This is a genomic window from Cytophagaceae bacterium, assembly GCA_016722655.1.
GTDB lineage: Bacteria > Bacteroidota > Bacteroidia > Cytophagales > Spirosomataceae > Leadbetterella.
This window is the reverse complement of record JADKIR010000004.1, coordinates 2,747,561-2,764,208: the sequence shown is the minus strand read 5'-3', so window position 1 is coordinate 2,764,208 and position 16,648 is coordinate 2,747,561. Positions and strand designations below refer to the sequence as shown.

General features: G+C 37.1%; 10 protein-coding genes and 1 pseudogene. 7 read left to right on the top strand and 4 right to left on the bottom strand.

Going from position 1 to position 16,648, the window contains the following annotated elements; all coding sequences use genetic code 11:
* The first annotated feature begins 1,210 nt into the window (after positions 1-1,210).
* Positions 1,211-3,235 carry an NAD(+) synthase gene (gene nadE, locus IPP61_12485; protein MBL0325976.1) on the top strand — a complete coding sequence of 675 codons (2,025 nt, stop codon included), beginning with the start codon at positions 1,211-1,213 and terminating at the stop codon, positions 3,233-3,235.
* A 7-nt stretch (positions 3,236-3,242) separates the two neighbouring features.
* Here the strand turns inward: nadE and IPP61_12480 are convergent, their stop codons facing one another.
* Positions 3,243-4,331 (bottom strand): endonuclease/exonuclease/phosphatase family protein, encoded by a 1,089-nt coding sequence (locus IPP61_12480; protein ID MBL0325975.1) that lies wholly within the window; start codon positions 4,329-4,331, stop codon positions 3,243-3,245.
* Between the two features lie 245 nt (positions 4,332-4,576).
* Between IPP61_12480 and IPP61_12475 the strand changes: the two genes are divergently transcribed.
* The 3 genes and pseudogenes from IPP61_12475 to infB all read left to right on the top strand — a co-directional run bounded on the left by IPP61_12475 (position 4,577) and on the right by infB (position 9,383).
* Positions 4,577-5,032, top strand: coding sequence for a ribosome maturation factor RimP (locus IPP61_12475; GenBank protein ID MBL0325974.1), 456 nt, complete (start codon positions 4,577-4,579; stop codon positions 5,030-5,032).
* A gap of 15 nt (positions 5,033-5,047) precedes the next feature.
* Positions 5,048-6,292, top strand: a complete 1,245-nt coding sequence (gene nusA / locus IPP61_12470; protein ID MBL0325973.1) for a transcription termination/antitermination protein NusA — start codon at positions 5,048-5,050, stop codon at positions 6,290-6,292.
* A 65-nt stretch (positions 6,293-6,357) separates the two neighbouring features.
* A pseudogene (gene infB / locus IPP61_12465) lies at positions 6,358-9,383 on the top strand (translation initiation factor IF-2).
* A 66-nt stretch (positions 9,384-9,449) separates the two neighbouring features.
* On the opposite strand, the gene IPP61_12460 reads toward infB, so the two are convergent.
* From IPP61_12460 to IPP61_12450, 3 genes are all read right to left on the bottom strand, one after another.
* Positions 9,450-10,493 carry an alpha/beta hydrolase gene (locus IPP61_12460; GenBank protein ID MBL0325972.1) on the bottom strand — a complete coding sequence of 348 codons (1,044 nt, stop codon included), beginning with the start codon at positions 10,491-10,493 and terminating at the stop codon, positions 9,450-9,452.
* Between the two features lie 262 nt (positions 10,494-10,755).
* On the bottom strand, positions 10,756-11,052 hold the full coding sequence (locus tag IPP61_12455) for an antibiotic biosynthesis monooxygenase (protein ID MBL0325971.1): 297 nt from the start codon (positions 11,050-11,052) through the stop codon (positions 10,756-10,758).
* Between the two features lie 3 nt (positions 11,053-11,055).
* Entirely contained in the window at positions 11,056-11,757 is a 702-nt protein-coding gene (locus tag IPP61_12450; protein MBL0325970.1) for an SOS response-associated peptidase, read from the bottom strand.
* Positions 11,758-11,855: 98 nt separating this feature from the next.
* On the opposite strand from IPP61_12450, the gene IPP61_12445 reads away from it, so the two are divergent.
* The 3 genes from IPP61_12445 to IPP61_12435 all read left to right on the top strand — a co-directional run bounded on the left by IPP61_12445 (position 11,856) and on the right by IPP61_12435 (position 16,607).
* Positions 11,856-12,635 (top strand): T9SS type A sorting domain-containing protein, encoded by a 780-nt coding sequence (locus IPP61_12445; protein ID MBL0325969.1) that lies wholly within the window; start codon positions 11,856-11,858, stop codon positions 12,633-12,635.
* A 428-nt stretch (positions 12,636-13,063) separates the two neighbouring features.
* Positions 13,064-14,851: an elongation factor 4 gene (gene lepA, locus IPP61_12440; protein MBL0325968.1), complete on the top strand. Its 1,788-nt coding sequence runs from the start codon at positions 13,064-13,066 to the stop codon at positions 14,849-14,851.
* Between the two features lie 121 nt (positions 14,852-14,972).
* Positions 14,973-16,607: a 2-oxo acid dehydrogenase subunit E2 gene (locus IPP61_12435; protein MBL0325967.1), complete on the top strand. Its 1,635-nt coding sequence runs from the start codon at positions 14,973-14,975 to the stop codon at positions 16,605-16,607.
* Positions 16,608-16,648: the final 41 nt, after the last annotated feature.

The window sequence follows — 16,648 nt, the reverse complement described above, 5'->3', positions numbered from 1 at the left end:
AGCAGTTTTTAGTAAAATAGGTTTCAGAAAATTGGCACAGAATTCTCATATAATTTAAATGAACATCAAAATTTTCACCCCGACTTTCTCATTTTGAAATATTTCCTAATAAATCGATTTACATATTTATGGGGAAGTTGGGGAGAAGAATTTTTTTAATTTTATCACTCAATAGTTTAAAAAAGAAAGTGTGAATTTGAATTTAGTTTTTTATGGTTTGCTTGTAAATACTCAATAGTTCTTAAAATTATTATCACTCAATATAGAAAACAGTATCACTCAATAAATTTTTTAAATATTCACTCAATAAAAGATTTTTAAAATATTATCACTCAATAGTAATTGGCAAATAAGGATGAAGTTTTCATCCTTATTTCTTTTTATAGGACTTCCAAACCTCTGTCAAAAACGAAACAAAATTGCTTTTTTCCAATGCTCTCCATTAAATAGCAACCCGAAAAAGTAGTAGAAATTGAAGGCTTACTTTGTTTAATTTGATGCGTGAAATAATGATTTTTTTCTTGCTTTTTGGTTGAAACTATTAATTCCATAATTTTTACTTTTTTATTTTATATTGCCCTGTTGATTTAAATCAATTGCAAAATTAATGCTCAAAATCATTAATATTATTATTTATTTTTTTTCATATTGATATAAATCAATAATTCAAAACCATTGTAAATAATTGAAAATTAACATAATATAATAAATTTAATACCGTTAAAACATTTTTTGTTTTCAATCAAAAAAATTATCTTACGGTACCATTTTTCCTATTTTTAATTGGGGGTATTAATATAGATCAAGTAAGTATACTTCCAAAAATTGGATTGGCACGCCATTTTTTAGAATTTAGGTCATAAAATAATTATTCAATGTACAAATAATATTGGATATACTGACAGTAACTTATCAAAAAATAGGACAATAATAAGATTTTGAATTGAAGTAAGCAACTCGAAAAACAATGAAAATCTTTGTTCATTTCCATTTTATTGGAATGAATCGTTTATCAAAATAATTGAATTTCCCATATTTATAAAAATGAGCCTTTTTATCATCCTACTTCTTTAAAAATGTAAGGTTTAGCGATATTCAACTGTAATTTTCTCTAATTCTAATGTTCGGCATTTGTATTATCCTTCTGTTTGCCACTAATTCACCTTTTGTGAATTTTTCTTCTTAATTTTGAACAAAGAAAATCAAAATTATGGAATTGATGAAAGTGGGTGCGGTAGCACTTAATCAAACCCCACTCGATTGGTTGGGAAATAAATCCAACATTCTGAATGCTCTTGAAGAGGCTAAGAGTCAGGAAGTTCAGGTACTTTGCCTTCCTGAGTTGTGTATTTCGGGTTACGGCTGCGAAGATGCCTTTTATTCTCCAGATGTAGCAAAAATCTCACTGGAAATACTTGAGGAAATACAAGATCATACACAAGACCTGGTGGTTTCTGTAGGATTGCCACTTTGGATCAACAATAAAATTTACAATGCTTCGGCCTTGATTGCAAACAGACAGTTGCTGGGTTTTGTTTGTAAACAACATCTTCCCAATTATGGCCTTTTCTACGAAGACCGGTGGTTTCATCGCTGGAAGGCAGGACAAAGTTCAGAAATTAGTATTAATGGCTTCAAATATCCGGTAGGTGATCTGGTTTTTAGTTTTGAAAATATTAGAATAGGACTTGAAATATGTGAAGACGCATGGGTGCCCAACAGGCCGGCGGCAAGACATTTTGATAAAGCAGTTGATATTATTTTGAATCCTAGTGCCAGTCCTTTTGCTTTTCATAAATTTAAAATCAGAGAACAGTTGGTGGCTGATTCTTCGCGGGCTTACAGTTGTGCTTATGTATATGCCAATTTGCTCGGAAATGAATCAGGAAGGCTAATATTTGATGGCGATGCAATGATCTGTTCCGGTGGTGATGTGCTGGCATCAAGTCAGAGATTTAGTTATGCCGATTACACGCTTACTACTGCAGTTATTGATTTGGGTAAAAATAAAATTGAACAGGCCAAAATTAAATCTTCTTTCCCAACAGATTTAAAATTGGTAAATTCCAATTTTCAGATAAGTTTTACGGTAAATCCACAAACATCACTTGCTGAAACCGAAGCTTTTGAAAAAGGTGGCTCATTGAAAGAAGAAGAGTTTTCGAGAGCGGTGAGCCTGGCCTTATTTGATTATTTAAGAAAATCCCGGTCATTTGGATATACAGTTTCGCTTTCAGGTGGGGCCGACAGCTGTGCTGTGACTGCACTTTGTGGCTTAATGGTTTTGTTGGGTGACGAAAGTGTTGGTATAGAGAAAGTAAAACAAAAATTGAATTACATTCCGGGAATATCGGCTGCAAAAACCAATGCTGAAATTACGAATATTCTACTTCTTACCATTTATCAGGGAACTGAAAACAGCTCTGAAGAAACCTTTAACTCAGCACAAAAACTAGCAGAGTCAATTGGTGCCAGATTTTATAATGTCAACATTAACGGTCTGGTCGAAAATTATACACAATTGATAGAAAAACAGATTGGCAGGGACCTGACCTGGGCTACTGATGATATTCCATTGCAAAACATTCAGGCCAGAGTAAGGGCCCCGGGAGTTTGGTTATTGGCGAATCTAAACAATCACTTGCTTCTGGCTACCTCCAACCGCTCCGAAGTAGCGGTGGGTTATTGTACTATGGATGGCGATACGGCAGGCAGTATCAGTCCTATTGCCGGAATTGACAAAAATTGGCTCAGAACATGGTTGATTTGGTTGGAAAAGACCGGTTGTGAAGTGAAAGGCAAGCAAATAAAAATTGAAGGACTCAAATATGTCAATGCTTTACAGCCAACTGCCGAATTACGTCCAAAAGAAAATAAACAGACCGACGAAAAAGATTTGATGCCATATGAAGTTTTAAACCAAATTGAACTTTTGGCAGTAAGAGATAAGAAGTCGCCTCTGGAATGTTTTAAATTTCTGGAAAAATATTATGAAAATATCCATTCCAGAACAGACTTGCATGCCTGGGTGAAAAGATTTTTTAAGCTTTGGAGCAGAAATCAGTGGAAAAGAGAACGTTACGCCCCTGGTTTTCATCTTGATACTCATAATCTTGACCCGAGAAGTTGGACCAGGTTCCCGATTTTGAGTGGTGGATTTGAACTGGAACTGCAAAAACTGGATGAGTATTTTGAAGGGAAATCTGTTTCTTCCAAAAAGAAAATAGGTTTTTGATAAAGAATTATTTCATTAAATACCAGCCCTTTATGGGGTAATGGTCTGAAAATGGAATCTCTGACATGGTAGCGAAATCAATGTTCTGAATTTTATTTTCGTCAAAAAACTGATTGTCTATTCTTAGAAATCCGGGTAGTTTATGGTAAGTAAAGCCAAAACCAAAACCATTGGTTTCAAAAGCGTTGCTTAAATTTTTTCTGAATCTTCCGTAAGCATACCCATAAGGCAACTCATTGAGGTCTCCAACCAACAATACAGGATAAGGGCTGTCTTTTATCCATTCTTCAACAAGATCGACCTGAACAGCCCTTTCTTCAAAACCTCTTTTTAGTTTTGAAAGTACATTACGGGTTTCTTCCTGATCAATATTCTTGTTTTTAAACATTTTCCGCACCCTGATTCCCATTGACTTCAACTGCACATTCATGACCCTGACGGTATCTTTATTAATTACAATATCTGCTGCCAGAATTCCATTGTTATTTGGAGGCCAGTATTGTTCCTTTTTATTTATAATCGGAAATCTGGAAAAAATCGCCAGTCCGACCGAGCCCTTACCTTTATCATTTCCCGGATTGGAATGCATATAAACATAATACTCATTTCGTTTTGACAGCTTATTAATCAAATCAAATTCTTTGTAATCTTCACTATTATACAATTCCTGAAGACAACGAATGTCTGCCGTGAGGGTATCCAGGACATTATATTGACTTGTGCCTGTATTTTTGTCTGTTCCGGTTACAAAACCATGATAGTCACCATACATCAGATTATAGCTTAAAACCGAAAATGTAAATTCTTGGCGGGGTTTTACGTCTGCAGGAATGAGCTTAAATGTGCGGTCATAAATAGAAAATGTTAGCAGAAGCAAAGCAATAGATAAGAATGCTTTTTTTGATTTAACTAAAATCCAGGAAATTGCAAAAAATATATGCCCGGCTAAAACTAAAGGATAGGACATCATCAAAAAGCCACCTAGCCAATGTTTTATGTCAGCGGCATACACCAGTTGGAATACCAATAAGGAATATAAACCAAACAAAACATTGATTAAAAAGAAGAATTTTCTGATGAAATTAATGATTGCCAAACAAATCGAACGATTAATGTTTTGCAATAATAATCATTAGCTATGGGAAATTAAAATACATATTTATGATTACCGATTTATTTTATCTGATTTAAAACATAAATTAGCCTCAAAATGCTTTTATACGTAATTTAAATTTAAAATAAATTGATTTTTTTGAAAAATATATACTATTTTTGCAGTGAAATTATGAATGAGGGGGTGTCAAAAACCTCCTTTTTTATTGGTAAATATCCCGGTTTTGTATGTCTTTGAAAGAATTAGTCGAAAAATTTGTCCTTGAGATAATAGATCAAACAGAATATTATTTGGTGGATATTTATGCTTCTGACTCAAAGTTAAGGAAAAAAGTTGTGGTTTACCTTGATTCTGATGAGGGGATTTCGATTGACGAATGTGGTTTAATCAGTCAAAAACTAGGAAAAGAGCTGGAAGAGGTAATTGATTCTGCATTTACACTGGAAGTGTCCTCGCCCGGAGCCGACAGCCCATTGAAATTTGACCGTCAGTTTTTGAAAAATATTGGAAGAACCCTGAAAATAATTACAGAAACCGGAGATGAAATTAAAGGTGAACTGAAGTCGTTTGAAGACGGAAAAATTGTAATTCAACCGGAGAAAAAGAAGAAAATTGTGCCCGAAGCGGTCACATTGGAAATAAAAGTAATAAAAGAAGCGAAAGTTGTCATTTCATTTAAATAAAAAATTTAGATAAACATGCATAGTGGTGATTTAATAGAATCGTTTGCTGAGTTTGCCCGTGAAAAAAACATTGACAGGCCTACTATGATAGCCATCCTTGAGGATGTGCTCAGAACGATGATCCGTAAAGCTTACGGCGATGACCATAATTTTGATATAATCCTCAATGCTGAAAGCGGTGACCTTGAAATGTGGAGAAAACGAGAAATCGTTGATGATAACTCAGAAGACATTTGGGACGTTGACAAAATCCCTTATTCTGAGGCAGTAAAAATCGAGCCCGATTTCGAAATTGGTGAGGAAGTATATGAGGAAGTAAAAATAGAGGATTTCGGAAGAAGAATAGTTCAGACCGCCCGCCAGACTTTGATTCAAAAAGTAAAAGACCTTGAAAAAGAAATGCTTTTTGATCAATATAAAGATCAGGTTGGTGAATTGGTTACTGTAGAAGTTTACCAAATTTTAGGAAAAGAGATCATTTGTATTGATGAAGAAAGTAATGAGCTTTCACTTCCTAAAAGTGAGCAGATACCAAAAGACAGATTCCGTAAAGGCACCTCTATCAGAGCTATCATTCATAAAGTAGAAATCAATAATGGCAATCCTAAATTGACACTTTCTCGTACCTCCCCGGTATTTTTGGAAAGACTTTTTGAGTTGGAAATACCTGAGATTCAGGATGGTGTGATTTCCATTAAGAAAATTGTTAGGGAGCCGGGCGAAAGAGCTAAAGTTGCGGTTGAATCATTCGATGATCGCATAGATCCGGTAGGAGCTTGTGTGGGTATGAAAGGTTCCAGGATTCATTCTATAGTAAGAGAACTGGAAAATGAAAATATTGACGTGATTCAGTGGACTGATAATATGAACCTGCTGATTTCGAGGTCATTGAGCCCGGCAAAAATCAGCAATATCAGAATGGATGAATCAGGTGACCGTGTTATGGTATTTCTTAAACCTGATCAGGTATCTTTGGCTATCGGTAAAGGTGGTTTGAATATCAAACTGGCAAGTAAACTGATAGGTCTGGAAATTGACGTTTTCAGAGATATCGAAGGTGTAGTAGAAGAGGAAGACGTAGATTTGATGGAATTTACCGACGAAATCGAAGAGTGGATTTTGTTAGAATTCCGCAAAATTGGTTTAGACACAGCGAAATCTGTTTTGGGAGTTTCAAAAGCCGACTTGTTGCGTAGGACTGAGCTGGAAGAGGAGAGTATTGACGAAGTACTTGATATCCTGAGAAAAGAGTTTGAATGATTTGGGTTTTAATAAATTGTATCCACACCAGTATTTAGTTTATATTTTAAAAATTTAGAAATTTTATGGCAGAAGAAAAAATGATGCGACTTAGCCAGGCGGCCAAGAAACTTAACGTAGGTACCATTACTGTTATTGAGATTCTGAGCTCAAAAGGTCATCGTATTGATAATAATCCCAACGCCAAACTTACTTATGACCTGCTTGAGGTATTATCAAAAGAGTTAAATGCCCCTGAATTGCTGGGCGATGAATTTGGAGCAAAGGCTGTTGAGACTGAAAAATCTCACGTACATTCTGATGATAATGAAATCAGGTATTTTAGAGAAGAGCCCGCTCAGCCTGAAATTATAAAAATTGAGCATAACCTTCAGGGACCAACCGTATTAGGGAAAATTGATCTCGATAGCAAGAAAGCACCGGTAATTGTACCTATTGAAGAAACTCCTCCACCTGCTCCTCCGGTAGTGGAAGAAGTGAAAGTGGTAGAGGAAGTTGTTGAAGTGCCTGTAATTGAACCTGTTAAAGAAGAAGCTCCTGTTGTAATAGTTGAAGAAAAACCAGCACCGGTCGTTATTGAAAAAGTAAAAGAAGAGCCGGTTGAAGTAGTTGCTGAACCGGTAGTGGAGGTAGTTAAAGCGACAGAAATCAAGCCTGAGGTAGCAGAAATTGTAAAAACACCTGAAGAAATTGTTGAAAAAGTAGAGGAGAAAGTCGAAAGGGTAGTTGAGAAAGTTGAGGAAAAGTTGAAGTAAAGGTTGAAGATAAAAAGCCGGTTTTCAAAAAAGAAGAAGTTGAGAAAAAACCGGAAGAAATTGTACCACCAAAATTAATCAAAGCTCAGGGTGATAAACTACAGGGTTTGAAAGTACTTGGGAAAATTGAGCTTCCAGTAGAGAAAAAACCTCTTACCAAAGAAGAACTAAAACAAAAGAGAAAGAGAAAGAGAGTAATTGTTGGCGAAAAAGTGGCCGATACCACAAGACCTAATTTTGATCATCATAACAGAGACAAAAGAGAAGGTGGTCCCAATAATCCTAACGCTAATACTCAAAATAACCAAAACAAACCTAATTCACCACAGACGCCGAATAGTACAGCAGCAAAACCAAAAGTTGACGATTCGAAAGGCAAAAAAGATAACCGCAAAGGTAAAGATAGAAGAGATGTAGTATCAGCCGAAGATGTTAGAGATAATATCAAAAGTACTATTTCCAAAATGCATAGCAAAGGACCGGACTTTGGTTCTAAATATAGAAAGGAAAAACGTAGAAACCGTGCTGAGCAACAAGATGCACTTGATTTGCAGGAGTTGGAACAAAGCGGCATACTAAAAGTTACCGAATATATTTCAGCGTCGGAGTTGGCATCACTCATGGATGTGTCGGTAAACGAAGTCATAGGTACTTGTATGAAAATGGGTATTTTTGCTTCAATCAACCAAAGACTTGACGCCGAAACTATCCAAATGGTGGCTTTGGAACATAACTATGAAGTTGAATTTATATCTGCTGAAGATGAGGAAGTAATAGAATCTCTTGAAGAAGCCGACAACGAGGACGATTTGAGCCCAAGAGCTCCGATTGTTACCATTATGGGTCACGTTGACCATGGTAAAACATCCTTGCTTGACTATATTCGTCGCTCAAAAGTAGCCAGTGGAGAAGCAGGTGGTATCACGCAGCACATTGGAGCTTATTCAGTAAAAATGAAAGAAGGTACCAACAAAGGTAAATCAATTACTTTTCTGGATACTCCCGGTCACGAAGCCTTTACCGCCATGCGTGCGAGAGGTGCAAAAGTTACCGACGTTGTAATCATTGTAATTTCTGCAGACGACAGTGTGATGCCTCAAACCAAAGAAGCAATTAATCATGCTCAGAATGCCGGAGTACCAATAGTATTTGCTCTGAATAAAATTGATAAAGCGGGTGCCAATCCTGCCAAAATCAGAGAAGATCTTTCAAAAGAAAATATCCTGGTCGAAAGCTGGGGTGGAAAATACCAGGAACAGGAAGTATCTGCAAAATCAGGAATCGGAATTGACGAATTGCTGGATAAAGTATTGCTTGAGGCAGAAATGCTCGAGTTGAAAGCTAATGCTAATCGTAAAGCTTTCGGAACAGTAATAGAAGCGTCTTTAGACAAGGGTCGTGGCTATGTTTCTACTATCCTGGTTCAAAACGGTACACTGAAAGTAGGCGATATTATGCTGGCAGGGCAATATTTTGGTAGAGTGAGAGCCATGGTAAATGACCTGGGTGAGCGTATCCAGAGTGCCGGACCATCAGAACCGGTACAGATATTAGGTCTTCCGGGAGCTCCTCAGGCTGGCGATAAATTTAATATCATGGAGACTGACCGTGAAGCCAGAGAGATTGCAAACAAACGTGAGCAGCTCAACCGTGAAATGAGTATAAGAGCCAAAAAACATATTACCCTTGATGAAATTGGTCGTAGAAAAGCCATTGGTACATTCAAAGAACTCAATATTATCGTTAAAGGTGACGTGGATGGTTCAGTTGAAGCTTTAGCCGACTCATTACTGAAACTTTCAACCGAAGAAGTTGTAGTTAATATTATACATAAAGCGGTGGGTCAGATATCTGAATCAGATGTAACCCTAGCTTCTGCCGCCGATGCTATTGTGATTGGATTCCAGGTTCGTCCATCTAATAATGCAAGACGTATCGCTGACAACGAACAAATCGAAATCAGACTTTACTCAATTATCTATGATGCCATCAATGAAATTAAGGCAGCAATGGAAGGTATGCTTGCTCCAAAAGAGGAAGAAGTAGTAACCGGAAACATTGAAGTACGTGAAGTGTTCAAGATTTCGAAAGTAGGTACTATAGCCGGATGTTATGTAACCGATGGGTATGTGAAACGAAACAATAAATTGAGAATCATTCGCGAAGGTATAGTTGTTCATGAAGGTGAAATCAGTCAATTGAAACGTTTCAAAGATGACGTAGCTGAAGTTAAAAACGGTTACGAATGTGGATTGAGCATCAAGAATTTCAATGATATTTTGGTAGGAGATATTCTTGAAAGTTATGAAATCAGAGAACTGAAACGCTCATTGTAATAACCGGATAGAAATAAAAAAAAAGCGATGAAGAAAATTCATCGCTTTTTTTATGCCCAAAAGGAATTAGAAAGAATTTAGAAAATCTGATACCACTTTAATAGTTTCATCTGAAACACCTTCTTTAATTTTGAAATATTCCGCCAGATTTCCCGTCTCAGCTATTTGGAATAAGTGATTATGTTTATCCAGAATTTTACAATTAATATTTGGATTTTTAAGCCCTTCAATTGCTCCGAGATCATTTTTGGGACTCACCTGAACGTCCAGGCTGCCATTGAGAGCCAGAGTTTTGCATTTTACTTCTTTCCAGTAATCCATAGGATTAGTTTTTAGAAAACTAACAAACCATGGATTATCTAATTGTTTATGAAAGAGAGGTGCCATTTTTTCAGAAGTATTGGTTCTTAAACCCAAGGCAACCTCCGGATTTTTCTCTCTGAATTTTTTACCGGTTTCCAAAATAAAATTAAACTTTTTCAGGCTGTCGGGTTCTATAATTACATAATCCAAAACAGGCTTAAAGAACTCATTTATATAGGCATTTACTTCTTTTTCAGGTATTTTCGAATTAATATAAATGTCATAGTTTTGTTGTACCAGAACCTCTTTGCCGTTTCTGGCAATACCCGCAAGTGAAACAATAAAGGCCGCTTCCGGTGTATTTAAAGCGGCCAATGCTGCCAACCCGCCGCCTTCACTGTGTCCGATAAAACCAATTTTATGTCCCGGATAAAGTTCTGCTATGTGAGTAAAAGCCTCAACTGCATCAGAAGCCAACTGCTCAGCTGTACTATTTTGTACTTTTGGTCCTTTTGATTTGTAACCACCTCTGTCGTCATAACGGTAAGTGGCTATGCCATTTGCTGCAAGTTTTGTAGCTATGTCTTTGAAAATCTTATGTTTACCTATGGTTTCATCGCGGTCAGTTTGCCCCGACCCGGTTATCATGATCCCAATTTTAAAGTCGGGCATATTGGTGGGAATAGTGAGAGTTCCTGCCAATTCAAATCCTTCTTTTTGATTTAATATTGTCAGATCTTTTTCTTCGAAAGTCTGAGCAAATGAAAATATCGGAATCAAGAAAATGGAAAGTAATATTTTTTTCATGTTATTAATTTTTTGGAAAATACCTTTTTAATTTTTTGGACAATCACAATACCTTTTACCCATAATAAGCTTTTTGAGCAGGTGTTTTTTCTTTTTGTATTGCCCATTTTTTCTCTTTCTTTCAATTCTCTGGTTTTCTTCCGGAGAAAAGTTTGATTTGGGAAAAGTACTGTTTTCTATTCCAAAAAATAGTAAAAGCAATATTATTAACTTCAGTTTCATATTTTTCTATTGAAAGTCATTGATTAAAACGCTCAAATACTCAGGTTAGTCTCTCAAGACTCTGCAAAGTCCATGCCTCGGGCTTGTCGGCAAAATGTATTTTGGTATTTCCCCAAATCTCCTTAAAAACATCAGAAACCCTGTATTTTTCCAAAAATGACTCATCTACCCAATGGCTGTGCGTCATCACTATACCTGGATTGTTTTTGTCCTGTAAGATTTCCACCATTTCACATCCTTCAAACGCTTTGATGCGGTGTTGGTTTTTTTTTAGATATTCGAAAAACTCATCCAGTTTTTCTTCTTTAAACTTCATTTTTACGATTCTTACTATCATCTTTTAAAACAGATTAAGTTGCTCGCTGATTTCTTTTATTTGAGGTAAACTTACATCTTTTGTATTATGCAATTTAGTGTTTATCGTATTTCCAATCACATGGGCAGCCATTTTTTTATCCGAAAAAGGCTTTTTGAGATTTTCGAATTCCAGCTTTGATGTTAACCAAAGATTTTCCATTTTGGGATCCAAAATCACAGGCATTCTTTTTTTTGTGTTATGAATCTTTTCCATCAATGGGTTGGCTTCAGTCGTCAAAATACTAAACGTTGAGACCGGAATTCCCGAATCATTGACCCAGGTATCAAAGATGCCGGCCATAGAAAATATTTGATTTTCAGGCAAATAGATAAAATATGGAATTTTTTCTTTGCCAATAGATTGCCATTCGAAAAAGCCTGTTGAAGGCACAATACATGGCCGGGCATTTCTAAAAGAAGCTTTTTCCTGAGAAGTTTCGATTCTGGCATTTAATGTTTTAGACTTTATTCCTGTGGCAGCAGCAGTACCCGAAATCCAGCTTGGGATTAATCCCCAATTCATCATTTCTATACTCTCGCTTTGATTGGTTATAATTGGCCATGCTAAAAACTCAAAGGCTGAGGCATGGAAAATGGGTTTAAATACCGCCTGATCTTTCAGCCGCTTTTTATATTTTCGTTCCAGATTTTGAGTATCGGTGTTAATCGAATTGTGATAACACATTTTAACTTTTTTTAAGAAGTAAAAATAAGATTTTGAAAGGAATAAATGCAACCTTAGTATTGGATTTTAGTCTTTAAGGAAAATTTAAATAAAATAATATGAAAAAAATACTTGTATTGGCCATTGGGATTTTAGCTATGTTTACAGTTTCAGCTCAAAACAAAGAGGTAAAAAAAGAGATGAAAGTTGATGTTACCGACAGTGATACTCCCGGAAAAAAAAGAATCAGAATTGAGAAAAAAATTGATGGAAAAGTTGAAATCACAGAAAAGGAAATTGATGCTAACGGGAAGTCAGAGAGTATTATTTTAGATGAGAATCTGGATACTTTGATCAATGGGGAAGAAGGTAAAAACACAAAAATCATTATCAGAAAAAGAGAAGATGGAAAAGGTGAAAATTTCGATTTCAAAATTGATGATGACCGTGATTTTGAATGGCAGGAAGAAGGCAATTTTCCGGGAAAAAGGAAGAGATTCTACACTTTTGATGACAATATGAGAGAATTTAATTTTGAAATGGATAGATTACACAACAAACTGGCTGATATTCCTTACAAGTTGAAAGGTGCTAAAATTTACGAATATGACGATAGAATTTTAAAAGAGTTTGGCCCTGCAACCATTAAAGCTGTGGATGTATTTACCAATAAGCCTCAAACCAATGTGTTGAATATCAGGTTTTTTGCTCCTAACGAAGGCGATGTGAAAATCACAGTGCTTGACCTCAACGGTAAGGTAGTTGCAAAAGAAGAAGAAAAGAAATTTAAAGGCGAATACGTAGGTCAAATCAAACTTGACAAAGGCTCGAAAGGTGTTTATTTTGTGATGATCGCACAGGGAGAAGACGGTGTAAGCCGGAAAGTGAGGATAGATTAAGTTTTTTAGATTGTTTTTGTAAAAATTGTCGGGTTTTGGCCTGACAATTTTTTTTTGATGTTTGTTGTAGAAATGTGAATGTTTTTGAAATACATTTTTTCTAAAAATAGCGTAATTAAATGCTTAGAAATATTAGTAATCCTTAAAAAACCACCAAAGAAAAAAATAATCAGCTAAATGTTATATTTGTAAATCAATTTTACTCCAAAGACTGATTTTTTGGATTTTCTCCAAATCATCATTCATTTAGAACTGAAAATAATAAATCAAAAGCTGCATTTCAATCTTCCCCAAATCTATTCTTCCCTCCTACCTTTAATATTCCGCCTATTTTAGCTAATTTTGTGGTTTGAAGGCATGAATCGCTTTTTGGTCTTCAAACAATTTGAATTGAAAATCTGTATTTACATTATTACTGTCAATATTTAGTGAAAAACATTCGGAATTTCTGTATTATCGCCCACATAGACCACGGAAAAAGTACTTTGGCCGACCGTCTGCTTGAGTTTACTGGCACAGTAACAGCCAGAGAAATGCAGGCTCAGTTGCTCGACGACATGGATTTGGAGCGTGAGCGTGGTATTACCATCAAGTCGCACGCGATTCAGATGGACTATATACATGAAGGCGAAAAATATACGCTTAACCTCATCGACACCCCGGGCCATGTGGACTTTAGCTATGAAGTTTCCCGCTCTATTGCAGCTTGTGAAGGGGCTCTTTTGATTGTAGACGCCGCCCAGGGCATTGAAGCTCAGACTATCAGCAACCTCTTTTTGGCTTTGGATCATGATTTGGAAATCATCCCAATTATCAATAAAATCGACCTTCCGGGTGCAATGATAGAGGAAGTAAAAGACCAGATCGTTGATTTGATTGGTATCGATCCTGATACAATCGTGCTGGCTTCGGCAAAAGAAGGGCTGGGAATTGACGACATTCTACATGCCATCATTACCCGTATTCCTGCACCACAGGGTAATCCCAACGGCGAATTGCAGGGATTGATTTTTGACTCAGTTTTCAATTCTTATAGAGGTATTGAGGTAATTTTCAGGGTAAAAAACGGAAGTATCAGAAAAGGTGACAAAGTGAAATTTGTGGCCACCGACAAAGAATATGTAGCTGACGAAATCGGTAGCCTTAAGCTGAAAAAACTACCCAAAGATGTGATTGAATGTGGGGATGTAGGCTATCTTATATCAGGAATAAAAATTGCCAAAGAGGTAAAGGTTGGAGATACCATCACGCATGTGGATCGCCCTTCGAAAGATATCATCAAAGGTTTTGAAGAAGTAAAACCTATGGTTTTTGCGGGTATTTATCCTGTTGACACCACTGAGTTTGAGGAATTGAGAGAATCGATGGAAAAACTCCAGCTCAACGATGCCTCTTTGATTTGGGAACCTGAAACTTCTGCCGCTTTGGGCTTTGGATTCCGTTGCGGCTTCCTGGGTATGCTTCACATGGAGATTGTGCAGGAAAGGCTGGAGCGGGAATTTGACATGACGGTGATCACCACCGTACCATCGGTAAGGTTTATTGTTAATACCAAGCGAAATGAGGTGATACATGTGTCGGCACCTTCTGAAATGCCTGACCCCAATGTGATAAACTCCATCGAAGAACCCTATATCAATGCTCAGATAATCACTGCTTCTGACTATGTAGGGCCAATTATGAAATTGTGTATGGACAAACGTGGCATCGTAAAAAATCAGGTTTATTTGACTGCAACACGTGTTGAGCTCACTTTTGACATGCCACTTTCTGAGGTTGTATTTGACTTTTTCGATAGATTAAAAACCATATCAAGAGGTTACGCATCATTAGATTATTCATTGGCCGGTTATCGGGAATCCAATTTGGTAAAACTTGATGTGTTGTTAAATGGTGATCCTGTGGATGCTCTTTCGGCAATAGTTCACCGCGACAAAGCCTATGAATGGGGCAAGAAACTTTGTGAAAAACTCAAAGAACTTTTACCTCGTCAGCAGTTTGAAATCGCAATCCAGGCGGCAATTGGAGCTAAAATCATTGCACGTGAAACCGTGAAAGCCATGCGTAAAGACGTAACTGCCAAATGTTACGGTGGTGATATCAGCCGGAAAAGAAAACTATTGGAAAAACAGAAAAAAGGTAAGAAGCGTATGCGTCAGATTGGTTCGGTTGAGGTACCACAGGAAGCATTTATGGCGGTATTAAAAATCAATTGATTTGGTATTTTTCGGTTAAAAACTGATTTGAAAAAGGAAGTTTTTTTTGATAAAATTTAATAAATTAAGAGTATTAGATTAATTTTGAATTCCATTTAATTCTAAGCAAAAACAAATATATATGGCAGAGGTAATTAGAATGCCCAAGATGAGTGATACCATGGAAGAAGGCGTAATAGCCGCATGGCATGTGAAGGTGGGCGATGTAGTAAAATCAGGCGACATTCTTGCTGAAGTTGAAACTGACAAAGCTACCATGGACATGGAATCTTACAATGAGGGTACCATTCTATATATCGGAGTAGAAAAAGGACAAGCTGTAGCCATTGATGCCGTGATTGCGGTTATCGGTGCTCCGGGTGAAGATTATAGTTCGTTGATTAGTGGAGGTTCTGCTCCGGCAAAAACAGAGGCTTCACCGGCTCCTGTAGCTCAAGTTACAGAAACAGCACCTGCCGCTGAAAGTATTGACACTTCAAATATCAATGCAAAACTGGTAACCATGCCACTTTTGAGTGATACCATGACCGAGGGAGTTGTACACAAATGGCTCAAAAAAGTAGGTGATACTGTAAAATCAGGTGATATGCTGGCTGAAATCGAAACCGATAAGGCCACAATGGAAGTAGAAGCCTACGAAGATGGCATTTTACTATATCAGGGCGTGAAAGAAGGAAAAGCTGCTGCTGTTAATTCAGTAATTGCGATTATTGGAGAAAAAGGTGCTGATTTTGAGACCCTTTTGAAAGCACATAGCTCACCTGCTCCTGTAAAAGCTTCTGCACCTGCCACTCCGGTTGCTTCACCTAAGGAAGTTTCGAAAGCTGAATCAGGCCCTGCTCCGGCTAAAGAAGCCGCCACGGCACCAGTATCAAATAATTCAGGAAGAATACTTGCATCTCCACTCGCAAAAAGCCTGGCCAAAGAAAAAGGTATTGATCTTTCAGCAGTTGCCGGTTCAGGTGAAGGTGGAAGAATAGTAAAATCTGACGTGGACAATTTTGTACCATCAGCCAAACCAGCCGCTTCATCTGCTTCATCTCCAGTTGCATCAGTTGCCGCAGGAGTAGAAAGTTATGAAGAAATTGCTTTGACTCAGATGCGTAAAGCCATTGCCCGTAGTCTCGCCGAGTCACAATCAACGGCAGTTGACTTCCAGCTTACGATGGAAATCAATATGGATAAAGCCATTGAAGCCCGTATAGTGATGAATGAGGCTTCTCCGGTTAAGATTTCATTCAATGATATGGTATTGAAAGCCTGTGGCGTGGCCTTGAAAAAACATCCAAACGTAAATTCATCATGGAGGGGCGACCACATCCGTCGCAATGCCCATGTACATATTGGAATGGCGGTAGCAATCCCTGAAGGACTGATAGTGCCTGTAATCAGATTTGCTGACTCCCTTCCACTTTCAGTATTAGCTGCCACAACCAAAGATTTGGGAGGAAAAGCAAAAAATGGCAAACTTCAGCCTGCTGATTGGGAAGGTAATACCTTTACAGTAAGCAATTTGGGAATGTTTGGTATCGATTCTTTCACTTCGATCATCAATAATCCAAAAAATGAATCCTGTATACTTTCCGTTGGAGGTATTAAAGAAACTGTAGCAGTGAAAAACGGACAGTTTTATGCCACCAACATCATGAAAGTGACTCTGACCTGTGACCATCGTGTAGTGGATGGAGCAAGTGGAGCGGCATATTTAGTTACATTGAAAGAACTTCTGGAGCAGCCTTATAAATTACTCGTTTAGAAAAAAAATCCTTTCCCCGCGAAAGGATTTTTTTTACAAAA